Below are 19,540 nucleotides of genomic sequence, written 5' to 3'. Positions count from 1 at the left end.
GTGTAATCAGGACACATCAGCTTCAAGTGAGAAGTCGATGAATTATTAAGAAGTAATGAGGATGAACTTATGAAAAACACACTTAAGACACTTACTGGAATTGCTACTGTTGCCTCTATCAGCGCGATGGCATCGTTCGGCGCATACGCTCAATCAAATCAAATTGAAGCAAAAGACAGTGGTTTTTATATAGGTGGTAATTACGGTTACCTGCGAGTTGAAGGCGAAGATGATTTCGATGATGACAAAGACGTATGGCAAGGTCTTGTAGGCTACAAGTTTAACGAATGGGTCGCTATTGAAGGTGGCTATATCGATTTTGGTGACTACGGTAACGATATTGCAGGTGCTGAGACAGATGGTTATACAGCCGCTATTAAAGGTATCCTACCGCTAACCGAACGCTTCTCTCTTTATGCTAAAGCAGGTCAGCTATGGTCTGAAACAGAATACAACTTTGCGGGTGTTTCACGTGACAATGATGACGAAAGCCTTTTCGTGGGTGCTGGTCTAAGCTATGCAGTTACTAGCAACTTCCTAGTGAACGCCGAGTACACGGTATACGACACAGAACTCGACGCAGACGAAGCGTTTGATGACATCGACGACACGGACTTTGAAACCGATCTTAAACAAGCAAGTATTGGTGTAGAATATCGTTTTTAAGGTTAAAAAACCGCTTCTAAATAGAAGACCTACCCGAATTTAAATTTCGATATTAATAAGCAGAGCCTGCGTTTTTCACGCGGGCTTTCTTTTACCTCAATATCAACTCTCTGCCTTTGTTAGAAATTGGTTACTGTTAATACTTTAAATGGAACATTTTCTGATGTTCTGCTTCGCGCAACGTAAGGCGATACTAGCAAGCAAACAGTTTGTTAATGCAATATACGTTGGAATTTCTAAGCTCAGTTTAACGATAACGATGAAACTTCCTAAGTTGTGAAAATCTTACACTTTACTACTCACCTCTAATTATACCCTCCGCCCAAAAAATAAATATCTCCTTTTAAATCAATATATTGAAATCATTAGAAAGTAACCACTAGCAGGTATGAATTCTGCAACCTCACTTTTAGATTAATAAAATGAATAGCAGGTACAAAACATGCAATCAGGCAAAAGTATATTCCAACCAGGTCAAAACTGTTGGGTAGAGAACAAAGCTCGCTTCTCTACTCCTTTGATAGATTGCGGAAACTATTACAAAGCCTTGCATAGCTCAATTGTTAAAGCCAAACACAGTATTTTTATTGTCGGTTGGGATATAGACAGTCGCATTCGGTTGTTACGTGGTGACGATGAAGCTAACAGCGAAGCACCGAGTGTTATCAGTGACCTGCTCAAATGGAAAGCAGAGCAAAACCCAGACATCAAAATTTACTTACTGCGCTGGGATTCTTCCTTGGCCTTCTTCGCTCAACGTGAAATGTGGGCAAAAGAAGTGTGGGAAGAGAAAACGCCTGACAATGTTCAAACAGAGCTTGACGATACCATTCCAATGGGCGGCAGCCAGCATCAAAAAATTGTAGTTATTGATGACGAACTTGTTTTTTCAGGCGGTATGGATGTTTCGACTAACCGTTGGGATACCCGAGACCACCCCGTGGTATCCGAGGAAAGAGATGGTCCCGACGGCGAGTACGGTCCGTTACACGATGTTCAAATGGTTTCAAGCGGGCCTGTCGTCGCCGACTTTGCACAACTTGTTAGATGGAGATGGCAGCGAGTAGCTGAAGACACCCCTATTAATATTCGTGAAGATGCGCGTATTGATGAAAATGCGCCTTTGCCTGAAGCATGGCCAGAAGATTACCCGCCTCTTTTTGAAAACGTAGAGTGTGCCCTTGCCCGCACCATTCCGTTTATGGACGAAGTAGAGCCAGCACAAGAAGTACGTCATATGTTGCTTGATCTTATTGGTGAGGCTGAATCGGTCATTTATATCGAAAATCAGTTTACGACTCGCCAAGAAATTGCTGAAGCGCTAAACAGACAGCTGAAATTAAAGCCAGACCTTTCGGTTATCATTGTTAGTTCTTACGAGCCAAAAGGTAAGTTCGAATGTGAAGCATTTTGGGCAAGCCGTATCGAATTTAAAGCGATTCTGGAAAAAGGCATAGATCCTAAACGAGTAAAATTGACTTACTCTTCAATCGAAGACATGCAGGGGCGAAAAGCATACAAACGCATTCACTCTAAGGTGATGACCATTGATAACAAGTACCTTGTTATTGGGTCTTCAAACCTAAGTAACCGTTCAATGACCCTCGACACTGAAATTGATACGGTTTTGTTCGGCAATAGTAAAGACAACCAAGCGTGTATAGAGCAAGTGAGAAACGACCTACTTGCTGAGCATACAGGTCGTGATATAGATGCGATGCCGGAGATATTTAACAGCCAGTACCCTGTTGAAGCATTGATGCAAGATCAAATAGCACATGGTTATGTGCTTACCGAAGTTCGCGACGAAGTATTTACAGAGCACTCGGTTAAAAATGTATTTCGCGCCTTATCAGACCCAGAAGAACCGCTTATTTCAGTACCTACATTTGATGGTGACGCGCTACCTGCTCGCAACCCCAAGCGTCGCAGCATAATGATCTTAATTGGCATTGCCATTATTGCGGTACTTGGCGGGCTGATGTTTTGGGCCAGCCAGTCAATTCCGTGGTTAAGCTCAGACAGCATCAACGCCTTTTTAGAAAAAAGTAGAGGCACTTATTTTGCCCTTCCAACTGTTTTGCTCGTGTATGTAGTCGGCGGCGTTTTGTTCTTCCCGGTAACCGTACTATCTCTAGCAGTAGCCGCTATTTTTGGTCCAATTTGGGGGCCTATTTACGGCATTATGGGCGCGCTAATGAGTTCAGCAATTATGTTTGGTATCGGCAAGCTATCGGGTAACGCTGGGCTTAGAAAGATTGGTGGGCCAAAGGTTGCCGCAGTGGATGAAAAGTTGAAACGCAGTGGTGTAGTTGGCGTAGCAGCCATTCGAATGTTGCCGGTTGCACCATTTAGTTTGGTAAATTTGGTCGCGGGCATTTCATCTATAGGTATTTTTCAATTCTTGGTAGGTACGTTTTTAGGCATGTTCCCTCCAATGATAGCCAAAGGCCTTGTTGGCGATTCCATTGCGCAAATTTGGCAGAATCCATCTGTAAAAACTATTAGCTACCTAGTGGGAGGCATTATTTTATGGGGCTTAATGATTTGGGGGTCGCAAAAATTTGCGCGCTACTACCAAGCTCGAAAAGAGGCTAATACCGACACGGAAGAAGGCAGTAACAACTGTAAGGATGAGTCTGAAAAATGTGCCGCATAGTTACCTACAATATCCATAGCGGAGTTGGCAGGGATAAGATGCACGACTATAAGCGTATTGGACAGTTCCTTGCGAACAGCGGTGCTGACGTAGTTTTGCTTCAAGAAATGGATACGCGCCCTCCCGAACGAGATACAGCGCAAGATGTAAAAGACATCTGCGCTGGCAATACGTTTAAATTGATTCCCTCCCCAGCAATTAGAGAATCTGATGGGTGGTATGGCAATGCAATTTTGACCCGTTTTGATGTGTTGGAACACGACACCATAGATGTGAGTCAAACAGGTCGACAGCCAAGAAACGTGCAGATTGTTGAATTAAAGACTGAGAAAACGCCTCTGACGGTGGTGAATACTCACAAAGGGCTTAAGAAACTTGAGCGTCGTTCGCAGTTTTCTCTGCTCCACGAGCACTTGTCGCGGCGTTTAAAAGAAAAACAAACGCCGCTATTTCTAGCAGGTGATTTTAACGAATGGCAGTTTTTTTCAAAGGCCTTTAAAGCATTAAATGATTTACTATTACAACAGAAAATTGGTGCCACGTTTCCTAGCAACTTCCCTGTATTTTCTCTCGATCGCGTCTGGGTAACTGAAGATATTAAGGTAAAGTCATGTAGGAAACTAAAGAACGAAAAAACTAAGGTGTTATCCGATCATTTACCCGTATTGGTAGATATTGTTCTACCTGAAGCGTAAGCGAAAATGCTATTTTCAATAAATGAAAAGTGGGATTTTCTCGATTATGCCGATTTCGCTACAAAGGATGACGCCGCAAACTCTAGGGTACCGCACCAATGTTTGAGCGCATTCTCCTTTGCTACCACTTTTCGAATGATATCGATAATTTGCTGATATTCGTGCGTAGCTTTTCTCTGTTTGTTTGTAGCAGCTAGCACAGTTCGATGCATTTCAGGCTGGGTAATTTTTAGGGTAGAAACCAGCCCTGATTCTCTTAGATGAAAAATAGCTGAAGTGGGTAATATCATTACCCCTTCCCCTTGCATTACTTGCCTTAACCCTGTCATTAACTGCCCAGAATATGCAAGATCATGCTTAAGGCTTACTCCTGTAGCTTTCTCGTAATCAGCAATAAGCTGACCAAGTGCATCTTTATTTCCGGGCGATAAAAGAGGTAGTTCACTTATTTCCCAGAATTTTATCATTGATTTATCTTTAAGCTTGGCGTACTCGGGATAAGCTGGGGAACCAGTAAAAACGAGATGTAGCTCTTCTTGAATAAGAGGGGTCACGCTCATAAATTTAGGTTCTATCGCCTGCTGGTAGGTTAAAGCAATATCTACCTGTTTTGATTCGAGCCAATCGTTGATGGTGTATGAAGGCCCAGTGCTGATCTCTACTTTCAACGCTTTATGATTACTCGTTATTTCAGTTAATAACGGCAGGGAAAGTACGTTACCAATTGACGGAAGCATTCCTATTTTTATTACTTTTTGCTGTTCTCCCTGAAATGCTTGCAACGCTGATTTCACGTTGTCAATTTCACCCATTATTTTCTCTGCGTGTTTGTAAAATACTTCTCCAGCGGGCGTTAAGCTTATACCCGAAAAACTTCGTTCTAGCAGCGTTGCTTTGACTTCTCGCTCCAAGCTTGCAAGTTGCTGACTAATAGCAGGCTGAGCAATATCTAAGGCTCTTGCTGCTGCAGCAATACTGCCGCGCTGTACTGTGGTTATAAAGTAATGTAGCTGTTTAGAGTGCACTTAACCCCCTTTGGAAGGCAATAGAGAATAGCCCGGCGTAACTGCATTTGAAGTTAGCAAGGTATATGCCATTCCAATAGGTTATATGAAGCAAAAATGTAAATAAAAGCGCCCACAGATGGGTCTAAAAAATCTCACATTAGATACTACTTAAGTCTAATATCAAGAAAACCGTGAGTTTCCGAAGGGGTCAATATTTTTCTTATACCCCTGAATATTCTTCTTTCTTCCACCAGCGGCAAAGAGTTTTTAGCCTAGTCCCTGTACACGAGTTACACAATAACAATTACAAGATGTGTATGCATCAATGTGGTGCTCGTGCGTGCCTAGAAAGAGTGCAGATCCAATTAATTCGCATTCATAAATTAAGTAGCAATAAGCACGATTGGGAACACTAATGAATCAAAAGAAACTCCACACTGCAGTACGTTACGCACTTACCGGATTAACCCTTTTCACTACCTCAATGCTCGTACAGGCACAAGAAGCCAGCGAGGAAACTACAGAAGCTAAAGACTTAGAGCGTATAGCCGTTGTTGGCGCTCGTGGTGCGCCGCGCTCAGTAACAAGTTCGCCCGTTCCCGTTGACGTGTTAACCGCAGAAGACGTTGAAGCCGTCGCGTTTACCGATATGAACAACGTTCTAATGACCCTTGTACCTTCCTACTCTGTTGGCAGACAGCCTATCTCAGACGGCGGAACCTTTATTCGTCCAGCGACGCTTCGAGGCATGCCCACAGACAAAACCTTGGTTTTGGTGAACTCTAAACGCCGTCACAGAGCAGCGCTTGTTTCAATTGGTGGCTCTGGTACTCAGGGCCCAGATATCGCAACTATTCCTACAGCAGCAATCCAAAGTGTTGAGGTGTTGCGAGACGGTGCGGCAGCTCAGTATGGTTCGGATGCCATCGCAGGGGTAATTAACTTCCAGCTTAAAAACAATACTGAGGGCGGCTCTTTCACCATTGATTATGGTAGCTACTATGAAGGTGATGGCGACCAGATTACTGTTACAGGAAACAAAGGTTTCGCCCTTGGTGACGATGGATTCTTCAGCATTTCAGCCGAATACTCAGATAGTGAAGCGACCTATAGAGGCGAACAATATTGTGAACCATGGTTCTGTGTAGACGAGCAATCAGCCGAGTACATCGCTGATGCTACCGCTATGGCCAACAGTGTGCATGGTTCAGACGTAGTACAACCATGGGGGCAACCTAATACCAGCGGAAAACGCGTCTTTTTCAACACGGGTTACGCGCTAAGCGCTGAAGCTGAACTCTATGCCTTTGGTAACTATTCTGAAAGCGAAGGTGACGGGTCTTTCTACTATCGCTACCCTGGCAACGGGACTATTGAAGATATCCGTCTTGAAGACGGTTCTATTTGGAATCCTACAGAGTTTTTCCCTGGCGGGTTTACACCGCGTTTCTTTGGTGATGTCACTGATTATTCAATGGTGGGTGGCATAAAGGGCATGTCGGGTGATCTTACTTACGATATCAGTGGTCGTTACGGCAACAACGAAATTTCTTACACGCTAGCAAATACCATTAACCCTTCTATGGGCAGTGAGTCGCCTACATCGTTTGAGCCCGGCGATTTAACTAACGAAGAAACACAAATTCAAGCTGATTTCACCTACGACCTGAGTGAGTACGTACTCGCTTTTGGGGCTAGCTATCTAGACGAATCTTATGAAATTTCTGAAGGTGAGGTAAGCTCATATTTTGCAGGTCCTTACGCTACCTCTGATCCATATGGCTTTTGTGACGGAACTACCGCTACTACCGCAGGTTTAGCCGTTATCGCAAACGGCTCAACATTGGACTGTGCTGACCCAGATGATGCTGTCTATACCGTAGTTGGAGTAGGCTCTAACGGTTTCCCGGGTTATTCACCGGACTACTCCGGTTCATACGAACGCGATTCTTATGCTGTGTACACAGATATTTCAGGTGACATTACTGACGAGCTATTTGCCCAAGCAGCGTTACGCTATGAAGACTACTCAGATTTTGGCTCTGAGGTAGTTTACAAAGTCGCGGCATTTTATCAATTAAGCGACGATGTAGGCTTTAGATCTTCATTTGGTACAGGCTTCCGCGCCCCCACTCCTGGTCAGCAGGGTACAACTAACGTATCGACTCGCTTACCTAATGGTTTCCCTGTAGCAACGGGCTTATTCCCTGCTGGCGGTGATGTAGCACAAGCACTGGGAGCAAGGGAACTTTCGCCTGAAAAGTCGACGAACTTTACATTAGGTATGACGGCTAACTATGGTGACTTAACCCTTACCGTAGATTACTACAATATCAAATTAGAGGACCGCCTTTACTCTGTATCAACGCGCGATGTATCTACAACTGTTGTCACAGACCCAAATACTGAAGGTTACGATGCTTACCAAAATTACCTCGCCCTTGCTGGAGCTAACGTGTCCGGTGCTGAGTCAATCGGTGGTGTGTTCTTCTTCCAAAACGCATTCGATACTGTTACCGAAGGTTTGGACGTCGTAGGTACATACAAGATGGAAACTAAGTATGGCTCAACCGTTTTAACTGGCTCTGTAAATTACAATAAAACAGAGTTTGATTCAGACGCCAGCGAGTTCCTAGATCCTGAAGATCGGTTCGATTTTGAGAATAGTACACCCGAAATGCGCGGAGTTTTCTCAGTCACTCATAGCTATGACGTATGGTCAGCGGTTGCTCGCCTTAGCTACTTCGGCGAGTACGAAAACGCGGGGAGTGATGACGGAGAGAATGTAAACTTAGACAGTATTCAAACCTTCGGCGACGAGTTTATGTTTGATATCGAAGGCTCTTACCTAATTAGTGAAAACCTTACTCTTTCAGTAGGTATCAGAAATCTGTTCGACAACTACCCAGATGTAAGTACTAACGGCGATGCCTGTTGTGGTGAAGTTTACGACTCGGGTTCCATCGTCGACTGGCAGGGTGGGTACTATTACACACGCCTAGCTGCTCGTTTTTAACAGAGTAAAAACACCGGCGCAAGCCGGTGTTTACGTTTTTAAATAATTGTACATAAGAAAAAATTAATAGGTTACTCAATGTTCAAAACTGTATTACGTGGGGTGAAAAACTGATGGAAATAGAGCTACTGTGGTTTGTAGTTACTTTGTGTATAACCGGTGCTATTGCTGGTATTACCGCAGGTCTATTCGGCAATGGTGGAGGCTTTGTTGTTGTTCCTGCTCTCCTCGCTGTTTTTCCTTTCTTTACCCCTCCTTCTGAATCTCTCGTGAAAGTTGCGATAGGCACATCATTGGCATCAATTGTGGTTTCTAGCGCGCGTTCTGTTATGGCGCATAGAGCCAAAGGCGCCGTAGATTTTGACATCCTTAAGTCTTGGAGTATTTGGCTTATTCTTGGCGTTGGCGGAGGCTTACTAATAGCGAATAACTCTAGCGCTAATGGCTTAACCGTAGTATTCGCTGCAGGTGTACTGCTTTACTCTGTATATTTTCTTTTCCCTGAATTTGTTGTGCGTCCCGGTCTTGTGTTCGATATGCCTAAAGGCATAGGCAAAGCAGTGCTGGCATTTGTATTGGGCGGTTTCTCTGCGTTACTGGGCATTGGGGGCGGCACGCCAACCGTCATAACTATGGTGATGTGCCAACGTACTATTCAGCAAGCTGTTGCTACCGCTGCCGGCGTTGGCTTCCTGATAGGCTTACCAGGTGCCATCGGTTTTCTATTTATGAAGCATCCAGAAACGGCCTCTCTACCTGTTGGCACTATCGGATACATCAACATTCCAGCGCTCATTGCTATCAGCATAGGCGCAATCTTTACTGCACCTATCGGTGCGAAGATGGCACATAACTTTAGCGAAAAAAAGCTAAAGCGATTGTTTGGCATTTATCTCGTCATTGTTTCAAGCGCAATGTTCTATAAAGCCATTTAAAATAAAAAGGAGAATATCTGTGAGTTATAACCGTTCTAGGCGTTTATTTTTAGGTGGCTCGGCAGCAGCATCAGCCATAGGAGCAACTGGTTTTAGCAATTTGGTTAACGCCCAATCTACAAGTGCTGCGACAAGTGAAGCGTCATCTGTCATTTATGGTCCAAAACCTGGCGTAGCGAAACTAAACGCTAACGAAAACCCATTCGGACCTAGCCCAAAGGCGCTGGATGCCATTGCTCAAGCCTCTGCTCAAGGTGGTGCTTATTACGCTTATCCAGCAGCTATGACCCTGTTAGATATGATAGCCGAGCGTCATGGCATTACCCGCAAGAATATTTCACTAAGCGCAGGGTCTAGCCCAATTCTTTCCTACGCAGCCGTTGCTGCCAGTAAAAACGGTAAGATTCTTGGTCCGGATCTTTTTTGGGACACCACTTCAAAAGCACCTGAGAAACAAGGCGCGCCTGAAATTGTAAGAATTGCTAATACGGCAGATCTAGACATCGACCTTGACGCTCTATACGCCGCTATCAATGACTCTATCGGTATGGTACATATCTGTAACCCTAACAACCCCACGGGTAAAGTGCTTGATCCAGATAAACTTCGCGAATTTTGTATCAAAGCCTCTAAAAAGACACTTGTTTTAGTTGATGAGGCCTACAACGAACTCATCGAGGAGCCACCAAAGCATTCTATGATCCCACTTGTTAAAGCTGGCCACAATGTCATCGTAGCGAGAACCTTCTCAAAGATTTATGGTTTAGCGGGTATGCGAGTAGGCTATCTTATTGCTTCTGAAGAAAATACTGAATGGATTAATCGCTATGGTATGGGTGGCTACACATTGAACCAAGCGGGCCTAGCAGCCGCAATAGCGAGCTATAATGACGACGCCTTTTTAACGTTTTCTAAAGAAAAAATTTATGAAGGTAAATCTATGGTTATGGACGCCGTTAAGGCTAACGGTTTGACAGCTCTGCCCTCTAGTACTAACTTTATTTTTGTTAATCTTGGTGATGGCAATGCCGAGTATTTTCGACAAGCTATGGCTGAAAAAGACGTACTTATCCGAGGCATTTATCGTACTTACAATAATTGGTCTCGTGTAAGCATGGGCAAAATAGCTGACGTTAAACGTTATGTCGATGCAATGCCAGCTGCGTTAGAAAAAATGCAGGCAATGCAAAAAGGCTAAAAACATAGGGGCATGTGTCAGCTCAGATACATGCCTAGCGCTCTTCATTCCCCCCTAAGCACCACCCTTCTAATTCAACTAAAAGTCTAATACGCACAAAAGTCACCTTTGTCATATACTCAATTCTGTAAGTTCTCATGTAGAGCATGACTGCAATAATATTTTCAAAGGTATTGTTGCAGTAACGCAAAAGTTGCACATACTCTACTAAAAAGGCATCACGTTAAATGCCATTCAAGGAGGCTGTAAATGTCACTTTCTGTACTAGTTGCTGATGATTCCAAGTTGTCGAGGCGTAGTGTTATACGCTCGCTTCCCCAAGATTTAGAATACGAGATAACTGAAGCAACAAACGGACAAGAGGCAATAAATGCTCTCTGCGAAAACGAATTTGCGCTCATTCTTTTAGATCTTACCATGCCAGAAGTGGATGGCGTCGGCGTGTTAGAGCATCTACATGAAAAGTCTAACATGCCAAACGTTATTGTAATAAGTGCTGATTTTCAGCCGGAAAAGCAAAAAATTGTGATGTCTTTAGGCGCTAAGCGTTTTCTTCGCAAACCCTTAGATAAAGAAGAGTTGGCCATGGCACTGTTTGAGCTGGGGTATCTATGAGTATCGTACTACCACTGGATGAAGAGCAAAGAGATGCCCTTCAAGAACTTCTAAATATTTCGATGGGGCAAGCCGCGAACTCGCTCGCTCAACTTATTGAAACGAAAATCGACATTTCTATACCTAAAATCTCAGCCGTCACGCCAACTCAGCTCTACAGCCTTTTATTTGAAACCGAAGATGCCTTTTATACCCGTCAGTCTTTCTTAGGCGATGTGCACGGTGAAGTCATGTCCGTGCTGTCACAAGAAGGTTTGAGTGAAGTTGCTACTTTAATGGATTACGACGAACCGTTAAGTAAGGAAGATATTCAAGAAATCATTCTGGAGCTTTGCAATATCTTAGCGGGCGCATGTTTAGCTGGCCTTTCTGATCAGTTAGAGCTTACCACCAACTTGAACATGCCTACGTTGTTTTTACCCGATAAAGCGAACTTTGATGAGCTCCAGTGGCAGCATAGCTTGGTGATGGAAGTTCAGTTCGTTATCGCAATTTCCTCATTTAGCATGCGCGTTGTGTTTTGTTTGGACGATGAATCTCTTGCTCGCATGAAAAACACATTGGATGAGTTACTCGCATAATGTTTGAACAGCTGGTAGGTAAGTTACCTGTCGGAATTGGTGTAGTCGATGAAAGCTTTAACGTCGTTTATCTCAACGACTTCTTTTTAGATCGTCTCCCTCACAAAATGCGCGACTGTTATAAAGACACGCCTGTGGTTGAGTTGTTTCAAGGGCAAGGTAAGTTCCTTAAGCGTAGGCTAAAGTCGGTATTCGTATTACAGCACCCAAGCTTTAGCTATTGGGAGCAAAGACCGCATATATTTCCATTCAAAAGCTCTCGGCCTATTACGGGCGAAGAGACGCAGATGTACCAAAATATGGAAATTTTGCCTATTAAAGATAAAAAAACCGGGCAGCGTTTAGCCTGTATATTCTTGCAAAATGTAACCGCTCAAGCGAGCTATTTCAGAGCCCAGCAAAAACTTTCCGAAGCCCTAAAAAAAGAGCACGAAGCGCAGCGAAAGCTCATTCGCAAACTCGATACCGCCCAAAGCCAGCTTATACAAGCTGAAAAGATGGCCTCTACGGGGCAACTTGCAGCTGGTATAGCTCATGAAATTAACAATCCAATTGGCTTTGTAAATGCTAACCTCAATACGCTAGATCAATACGCATCGCACCTTCTTGCGATTTGTGACGGTGTTAAAGGGCAAATTGAGCTCTTTAATGACGAGCTTAAGGAACAAATAGATGCCTTATTTGAGTCGAATCACTATGACCTACTGAAAGACGATATTACTGAGCTAATTGCAGAGTCTACTGAAGGCCTTACACGGGTAAAAGATATTGTCGAGAACCTTAAAAACTTCTCACTAGAAACTGCCGAAGGTATGCAGACTGTAGATATTTGCGCCATATGTAATCAGCTCATCACGCTCATTTCAGCCCAATACAGCGCCCCCCAATATAAAATCGACTGTGAGAAAGAAAAGGTGGAGGTTATGGGAAATCCAGGACCATTAAAACAGGCGCTGATGAACGTAATGATTAACGCTGCACAAGCGGTAGACGGTAAGGGCTTCATAAAGCTCACTGTAATTGATGCTGCTCAATCAGTAACGATTAAAATACTGGACTCAGGTTGCGGTATCCCAGCCAAACACTTAAAACGCATTTTCGAGCCTTTTTTCACCACTAAACCCGAGGGGCAAGGTCAAGGACTGGGCCTTTCCGTAGCTTACACAGCCATAGAACAACACCATGGTAAAATATCTGTTAGCAGTAAAGAAGCAAAAGGAACTGTCGTAGAAATTACGATACCTAAAGCCCCAGCCGCGCCAGCGCCTTCAAGCGAAGAAAATGAAACGGAAGACTCTCAGACAGTTTAGACACTCATTGTTATAAAATGACAAAAAACTATTAACGCCTTAAGATATCGGGCTATCAGGCTTATTTAGCTCGCTAGCTTACTCGCTTCACACACTTTAAATATATACACACCTTCCTCATTAAGTGTTCGCGAAATACACCCTTCATTTAACAGGTAATTAAGGTGAGACAAACACTCGGCCACCGCGAACACCATGTTACGGCTTGAAAGCTTGCGCTTAAACATAACTGGTAATAGTTCCACTACCGTTCGAGGCTTCTCACAAGCATCTAATAATGCTCTAAGGTGCTCGTGGTGATGTGCAATGAGCGTGTCTACTCGCTCGTGAAGACCAATAAAGGGAAGCTTATGTGCGGGTAATACTGTTGTATTTTGCGGCAAACTTTTAAATTGGGGCAACGTATCTAGGTAATCAGCTAAAGTATTAGCGTCAGGCTCCGTTGAATAGGCGCCAATATTGGGTGTAATGATGGGTAGAATGTGATCGCCAGAAATAAGAATATTTTTCTTTTCATTGTAAAGGCAGGCGTGTTCAGGAGAATGGCCGCGACCAACCATAACTTTCCATTCATTGTCGCCAAGCGATAACGTCATACCATGTTTTAAACGGGTGTAACTTATAGGAATTGGCGACACAACACTGCTGTACCCGTTACCCTCGCCTGACGTCAGCTTTGTAATCATTGATTCATCAAGCCCTACCCGTCGATAATATAGTACATCCCTCTCATTAGTAGCACCGTTTCTACCTGCTGCGAAGGCTCGCGCAGTGAAATATTCAGTTTGGGTCATATAAAAGGGTACGTCACACTTATCAGCAATCCAACCTGCTAACCCTACATGATCAGGGTGTAAGTGCGTAACAATAACGCCAACGATCGGCTCGTCTAGTTGCTTAAATATACACTTCCAAAGGGATTTGGTGGTGGACGTTCCGATGCCAGTATCAATTACTACCCAGCCGTTTTCACCTCGAATCAAATACAGATTAATATGATCAAGCTCAAAGGGAAGAGGCATGGTTAGCCAAAGTACGCCTTCGGCTACTTCAATTACCTCGCCCGGTTCTACCTGTTTGTTGAATAGATACTCCATATCGCCCTCACTTTTTATAACCTGCATCTTTTCATATTCGCTGAGTCGTTCCACTGTTCCCAATGGCTGTTGAAATAGCTTTCGTACGACTGGCTTGTATCGATAAAGATTTACTCGATAATGCTTATGCGTAAGCTCAGAACTATGTTGTTCGTTTGATACCTTGGTTTTAATGCAAGATAATTAGAACAAGTCTCGTTCTAACTCGCTCTGCTTACAAAAACAAACATATCTGTCGAATAGAGATCTATAGGAGCCGGTGATAACAAACGTTATACTATGGTCTTCGGTCCTTATAGCACACGTACCTTGTTAACTTTTGTGCTTTGCACTGAATACGGAAGTTTGTGGTTATTAAAATTTAAGTAGTGTCGACGCCCGTAGGACTTTCCTAATAAATTGACACTTTAAAAAAGCGGTTAGTAAAAACAAATTCATGTCAGCCCCAGTAATACAGCAAGGGTTCATACTCAACAAAAGTACATTTACCCAGCGAGGTAAAGTATATGTTGAACTGTGGGTCAAAACCGCCAACAACACCGCTAGATTAATATCGTCCCCTCAAAACCCCACTTGCTTCGTGTCCCTTGACCAATCTGCAGCATTGAACGACATTGCAGCTCGCATTCCAGCTAAGATCAGCATTTCAGAAGATGGTTTTTACACACTAGAACAAGTTCCTGTGGCTACCGTCAAGACCGCCACCGAATCGCACATGCATCAGCTTCGTCAACGCGCCCAAGAGCACAGTATTGTATTGTATGAAGCCGATATTCGCGTAGCCGATCGCTATTTGATGGAGCGCTTTGTATATGGCGCAGTGGAGTTTGTTGCTCCACAAGTTGTTGATGATACGTCACAAATTGTTATAGAGAATGCGCAGATCAGGCCCTGCCATTTCAGAACTTCTTTTACATCGTTAAGTATAGATATTGAGTGTAATGAACACGAGGAGCTGTTCAGCATTGCACTCGCAGGTGAAGGAAAAAGTGTAGTGCTGCTTGTTTGCCCACCGAGTTTTATTGGGCAGACATTACAGGAGCAAGAAGACAGTCCATACACGCTCATTACGGTTGGGTCTGAGAAAGAACTGCTAGAAGCCTTTTTTTCACACCTTACCTCCTACGACCCAGACATTATTTTGGGTTGGAATGTTAAGCAATTTGATATGGCTGTGTTGGGCCGCCGTGCTAAGGCAAATTCGCTCAATTATGCTATTGGCCGCCATGGCCGAGAGGCTTCAGTAAGACAGTGGGAAGATCAGACACTCGTTGATGTGCCGGGACGATGCGTGATTGATGGTATCGAAGCACTTAAAACCATGACTTATCAGTTTGAGTCCTTTTCTCTTGACCACGTATCCGAAGAACTGCTCAGCGAAAATAAGCTTATTCAAGCGACCGACAAGCTTGAAGCCATTAAGCGTCTTTATCACGACGACCCTGTTGCACTTGCTAACTACAACTTTAAAGACACCGAACTGGTAAACCGCATTCAGGACAAAACCCAGTTTATTGATTTTTTAGCATTACGCAGCATACTTACGGGTTTAGATATGAGTCGCCCCGGTGGTTCGGTAGCGGCGTTTTTAAATGTTTATTTACCTAAGCTACACCGCAAGTATTATGTTGCTGGAGTAAGACCTGAAAATGGCGGTTTAGCTAGTCCGGGTGGTTATGTCATGCGCTCCCAACCTGGTCTGTACAAAGATGTTTTAGTACTCGACTTTAAAAGCCTATATCCTTCTATTATTCGCACTTTCAAAATTGACCCGTTAGGGCTTGCAGAAGGCCTCAAGTCTCCTGGCACCGCTATAGAAGGCTTTAAGGGTGCAGTATTTAGCCGTGAATCACATTTTCTACCTTCTATTATTGAAAACCTATGGCTTCAGCGCGACGAAGCCAAAAAACAAAAAGATGCGCCACGCTCTCAAGCGATTAAGATATTGATGAACTCCTTCTATGGAGTACTTGGTAGCGGAGGCTGTCCTTTCTACGACCCTCGTCTAGCGAGTTCAATTACTTTGCGTGGGCATGAGATCATGCAAACTACCGCGAGTTGGATTGAGGGACTAGGCTATACAGTCATTTACGGTGATACCGATTCAACCTTTGTGCATGTTGAAGGAAATACTGCTCTCGGTACGCCTTCTGAAACAGGTCGCGAGCTTGCAAAAATTATTAATCAGAAGTGGGCTGAGTTACTTAAACGTCAGTTCGACATTGACTGCCATTTGGAGATTGAGTTTGAATCTCATTTTTCTACCTTCTTTATGCCAACAATTCGTGGCTCTTCTGAAGGCAGTAAGAAGCGCTACGCAGGGATGAAAGACGGTGAGCTTGTCTTTAAGGGCCTAGAGAACGTGCGTTCAGATTGGACAGTGCTTGCTAAAGAGTTCCAATACGAATTATACAAAAGAGTCTTTACCAATGAACCTGTAAAGCAGTACATCAATAAAGCCCTAAACGCGGTAAAAGCGGGAAATATGGATGACAAGTTGATCTATAAAAAGCGACTTAGAAAACCACTTTCTTCGTATGTAAAATCTCTTCCTCCTCACGTAAAAGCGGCGAGACGGGCCGACAAGTTATTTGAAGAAAAGGGATTGCCACTTCGCTACCAATCTAATACTTCCATAGCCTATGTAATTACTGTTCAAGGGCCACAAACAGTAGAAACTATCTCTGCGCCGCTTGACTATGACCATTATATCGAGAAACAGATAAAACCCATTGCTGATAGTATTTTGCCAATGATATCCCTTAGTTTTGAACGCATAGCTAACACCCAACTTTCCTTATTTTAATTACGTTTATCTGTATGAAGATCTTTCAGGCTTCGTTACAAATTAACAAAAGCGTTCCAGCCTCAATCTTTTCTCCTATTAAGTTATTGTTTTTATTTTCAATACCTTACCTCTTTGGCACGACAAGTGAATAAAGTATCTGTGAGTAACTAAATAGGTTTGTGCGAAGGTTTAACTTCAATCAACATGCGTTCAATTTAGTGATTAGGGCAATTGATAGCCCGTGTTCGCAAACAGAAACAGAAGGAATTTGATTATGAAGATCACAAAGTTAAGTATGATTACTAGTGCCGTTGTTGCCGCTACACTTTCTGCATCAGCACTCGCAGGTCACCATGAAGAAAAAATTTCTAAGAGCTTTAATGCGCTCGACCAAGACGGTAATGGCTACATCGTAGGCTCAGAGTCATCAGGTATTATCGACAGCATGTTAGTATCAAAGATGGATACCGACGGTGACAGCATGGTTAGCCGCGCAGAGTTCAACACATTTGTTGATGAAAAACCATCTATGTTCAGTGATGAGGTTATCACTCAAGTTCAAACAGAAGGCACTACAGACGCTGTGCTAACTGAAGAAGGTAATCCAGCACTTTTTTCTAAAGCTGATAATGAAATGATTTCAGAAAAAAATAAGGAGTTGCGTACTGAGATGTCTGCAACAGCCAATACTCAGTTCACTAAAATCGATATGGATAGCGATGGTAAGATTAGTGAGAAGGAACTAGTAATGGCCGACGTTGAAGGCGACTTTGATTCAATGGATGAAGATGGTGATTCGTACATAACCCGTATGGAATACCGTACCTATTTTGAAGAGATTGAATCAGAATAGTTAAACTAAGTAATTCATAATATTCCCAACTATGTAGCCCCGCTTAAAGTGCGGGGCTTTTTTATTTTCTTTCTCGACATAAAGCCCACGAAACTCCTTAACTAGCCCCATTTAGAAAACGTCCTGCGACGAAACGTTAATATTACTCGTTGAACAACACCATATACGACTAACATCTTGTCGACAAAACTCATTTGCAACAATATTGTTAATAATGATTAAACATTTTGTAATGTAATTACGTGATATGTAATCAGCGCAATATTCGTAATTGTGTATTTCACTTAAGAATACTTAATAGTGGCTATCATAAATTACATTTAAATCAGATGCGTACGCGCATGGAGGCAAGAGACAATGGAATCAAAGTTACAGCTAAACACAGTACTTCCACTTCAAAAAAGTGAGTTTAGAGGTCCTAGTAATGCCGATCTCACATCACTCACAATTGGTCAATATTTCAAAAAGGTTGTCGACAATTATGGTGATAACCCTGCAATCATCGTAAAACATCAAGATGTTCACTGGACCTATCTGCAATACTGGCGTGAAGTAGAACGCGTGGCTTGTGGTTTAATTGCCAATGGTGTGGAGCCAGGTGATCGAGTTGGGATATGGTCCCCCAATAACATCGAATGGTCACTGGTACAAATGGCCACGGCCCGGATTGGCGCGATTATGGTGTGTCTCAACCCCGCTTATCGTCCTGATGAATTGGCCTTTGCTATCAACAATGTTGGGGTAAAGCATTTAGTGATGGCGCAGTCTTTTAAGCAATCAAATTACGTCGCCATGCTGAAAGAGCTTGCACCTGAAATAGACAGCCAAGATAAGAACACACCAAAGCGTCCTCTAACGCTTGCTAAGCTGCCTTCACTTAAATATGTATACACGATTGGCGATATGACTGTAAAAGGATTAGAGGCTTTTTCTGCATTGCAAATAGAACCAACAGCAGCGCTTCAATCTAAATTGGAGGCCGTTGAATCGAAACTTAGCGCAGACGACAACATCAATATCCAGTTTACTTCCGGCACGACGGGAAACCCGAAAGGCGCAACGCTAACGCACGGAAACATTCTAAATAATGGGTTATTAGTATCACAAGCAATGAGGTTCACACACAAAGACAAACTTTGTATTCCAGTACCGCTCTACCACTGCTTTGGAATGGTATTAGGCAACTTAGTTTGCTTAGCATCAGGAGCATGCGCAGTATTCCCTGGAGAGTCTTTCGACCCTGAGACAACGCTGCGTACGGTAGCAGAAGAAAAGTGTACGGGATTACATGGCGTACCAACCATGTTCATCGCCGAGCTCGAACTTTCCAATTTCAAGAGCTTTGACCTGTCAACATTAAGGACGGGCGTTATGGCAGGAAGTACTTGCCCTGAGGAACTAATGCGTAAAGTGCATAGTGAATTTCATATGACCGAAGTCGTTATAGGTTATGGTCAGACAGAGTGTAGCCCTATCAATCATATTACTGACATTGACTCGCCATTTGAAAAGCAAGTAAAAACAGTAGGACGCGCTATGCCCCATACAGAAGTGAAGATCATAGATCCCCAAGACAATACGGTGCCTATTGGAGAACCTGGCGAAATCTGCGCGAGAGGCTACTGTGTGATGAAAGGTTATTGGGGCGATGAGGTTAAGACGAAAGCCACCATAGACGATGAAGGTTGGCTTCATTCAGGCGATATTGGAGAAATGGATGAAGAAGGCTACGTCACTATTGTTGGTAGAATAAAGGACATGATAATTCGTGGTGGCGAAAACATTTATCCAAGAGAAATTGAAGAAGTCTTATATCAACATGCGGATGTGTCAGACGCCGCTGTCTTTGGTATTCCTGACAACAAATATGGCGAGCAAGTCTGCCTATGGATTAAGGCAAAGGAAAATCGACATATAGACGAAGATCAGATACGCGACTACCTTAAATCCAAACTAGCCTACTTTAAAGTCCCCAAATACATCAGCGTAGTGAAAGAGTACCCCATGACAGTAACAGGAAAGCTTCAGAAGTTTAAAATGCGCGAATACATGATAGAAACACTGAAGAAACAAGCCCTACAAACCGAAGCATAACCCCATTATTTTTGTTTCTTCCAAAC

14 protein-coding genes are annotated in these 19,540 nt (G+C 43.3%); 12 read left to right on the top strand and 2 right to left on the bottom strand.

The genetic code is table 11. The features are described 5' to 3' along the window. Window positions 1-69 precede the first annotated feature (69 nt). From V7R55_RS00070 to V7R55_RS00060, 3 genes are all read left to right on the top strand, one after another. Complete coding sequence (locus V7R55_RS00070; protein ID WP_334056302.1) at window positions 70-666, top strand: porin family protein; 597 nt, start codon at window positions 70-72, stop codon at window positions 664-666. 442 nt (window positions 667-1,108) lie between these two features. Continuing rightward, complete coding sequence (locus V7R55_RS00065) at window positions 1,109-3,325, top strand: VTT domain-containing protein (RefSeq protein ID WP_334056300.1); 2,217 nt, start codon at window positions 1,109-1,111, stop codon at window positions 3,323-3,325. Beyond that, window positions 3,313-4,020, top strand: coding sequence for an endonuclease/exonuclease/phosphatase family protein (locus tag V7R55_RS00060; RefSeq protein WP_334056298.1), 708 nt, complete (start codon window positions 3,313-3,315; stop codon window positions 4,018-4,020). Before V7R55_RS00065 ends, V7R55_RS00060 begins: the two co-directional genes overlap by 13 nt. 44 nt (window positions 4,021-4,064) lie before the next feature. Here the strand turns inward: V7R55_RS00060 and V7R55_RS00055 are convergent, their stop codons facing one another. Continuing rightward, window positions 4,065-5,045: a LysR family transcriptional regulator gene (locus V7R55_RS00055; RefSeq protein WP_334056296.1), complete on the bottom strand. Its 981-nt coding sequence runs from the start codon at window positions 5,043-5,045 to the stop codon at window positions 4,065-4,067. Window positions 5,046-5,442: 397 nt separating this feature from the next. On the opposite strand from V7R55_RS00055, the gene V7R55_RS00050 reads away from it, so the two are divergent. The 6 genes from V7R55_RS00050 to V7R55_RS00025 all read left to right on the top strand — a co-directional run bounded on the left by V7R55_RS00050 (window position 5,443) and on the right by V7R55_RS00025 (window position 12,682). After that, a complete protein-coding gene (locus V7R55_RS00050) occupies window positions 5,443-8,043 on the top strand; it encodes a TonB-dependent receptor plug domain-containing protein (protein ID WP_334056294.1) in 2,601 nt (866 codons plus the stop codon). Window positions 8,044-8,156: 113 nt separating this feature from the next. After that, on the top strand, window positions 8,157-8,978 hold the full coding sequence (locus V7R55_RS00045) for a sulfite exporter TauE/SafE family protein (protein ID WP_334056292.1): 822 nt from the start codon (window positions 8,157-8,159) through the stop codon (window positions 8,976-8,978). Between the two features lie 19 nt (window positions 8,979-8,997). Beyond that, on the top strand, window positions 8,998-10,176 hold the full coding sequence (locus V7R55_RS00040) for a pyridoxal phosphate-dependent aminotransferase (protein WP_334056290.1): 1,179 nt from the start codon (window positions 8,998-9,000) through the stop codon (window positions 10,174-10,176). Window positions 10,177-10,425: 249 nt separating this feature from the next. Further along, complete coding sequence (locus V7R55_RS00035; protein WP_179984543.1) at window positions 10,426-10,791, top strand: response regulator; 366 nt, start codon at window positions 10,426-10,428, stop codon at window positions 10,789-10,791. Beyond that, a complete protein-coding gene (locus V7R55_RS00030) occupies window positions 10,788-11,372 on the top strand; it encodes a chemotaxis protein CheX (protein ID WP_334056286.1) in 585 nt (194 codons plus the stop codon). The genes V7R55_RS00035 and V7R55_RS00030 overlap by 4 nt, the downstream gene beginning before the upstream one ends. Continuing rightward, window positions 11,372-12,682 carry a sensor histidine kinase gene (locus V7R55_RS00025; protein WP_334056284.1) on the top strand — a complete coding sequence of 437 codons (1,311 nt, stop codon included), beginning with the start codon at window positions 11,372-11,374 and terminating at the stop codon, window positions 12,680-12,682. The genes V7R55_RS00030 and V7R55_RS00025 overlap by 1 nt, the downstream gene beginning before the upstream one ends. A gap of 65 nt (window positions 12,683-12,747) precedes the next feature. Here the strand turns inward: V7R55_RS00025 and V7R55_RS00020 are convergent, their stop codons facing one another. Further along, entirely contained in the window at window positions 12,748-13,779 is a 1,032-nt protein-coding gene (locus tag V7R55_RS00020) for an MBL fold metallo-hydrolase (RefSeq protein ID WP_334057117.1), read from the bottom strand. A gap of 436 nt (window positions 13,780-14,215) precedes the next feature. On the opposite strand from V7R55_RS00020, the gene V7R55_RS00015 reads away from it, so the two are divergent. The 3 genes from V7R55_RS00015 to V7R55_RS00005 all read left to right on the top strand — a co-directional run bounded on the left by V7R55_RS00015 (window position 14,216) and on the right by V7R55_RS00005 (window position 19,514). Beyond that, window positions 14,216-16,585, top strand: a complete 2,370-nt coding sequence (locus tag V7R55_RS00015) for a DNA polymerase II (protein WP_334056283.1) — start codon at window positions 14,216-14,218, stop codon at window positions 16,583-16,585. Window positions 16,586-16,841: 256 nt separating this feature from the next. After that, complete coding sequence (locus V7R55_RS00010) at window positions 16,842-17,420, top strand: EF-hand domain-containing protein (protein WP_334056281.1); 579 nt, start codon at window positions 16,842-16,844, stop codon at window positions 17,418-17,420. 357 nt (window positions 17,421-17,777) lie between these two features. Next, window positions 17,778-19,514: an AMP-binding protein gene (locus tag V7R55_RS00005; protein WP_334056280.1), complete on the top strand. Its 1,737-nt coding sequence runs from the start codon at window positions 17,778-17,780 to the stop codon at window positions 19,512-19,514. The last annotated feature ends 26 nt before the right edge of the window (window positions 19,515-19,540 follow it).

This window comes from Alteromonas sp. S005 (assembly GCF_036864475.1).
Taxonomy (GTDB): Bacteria; Pseudomonadota; Gammaproteobacteria; order Enterobacterales; family Alteromonadaceae; genus Alteromonas.
This window is presented reverse-complemented; position numbering and strand designations above follow the sequence as displayed.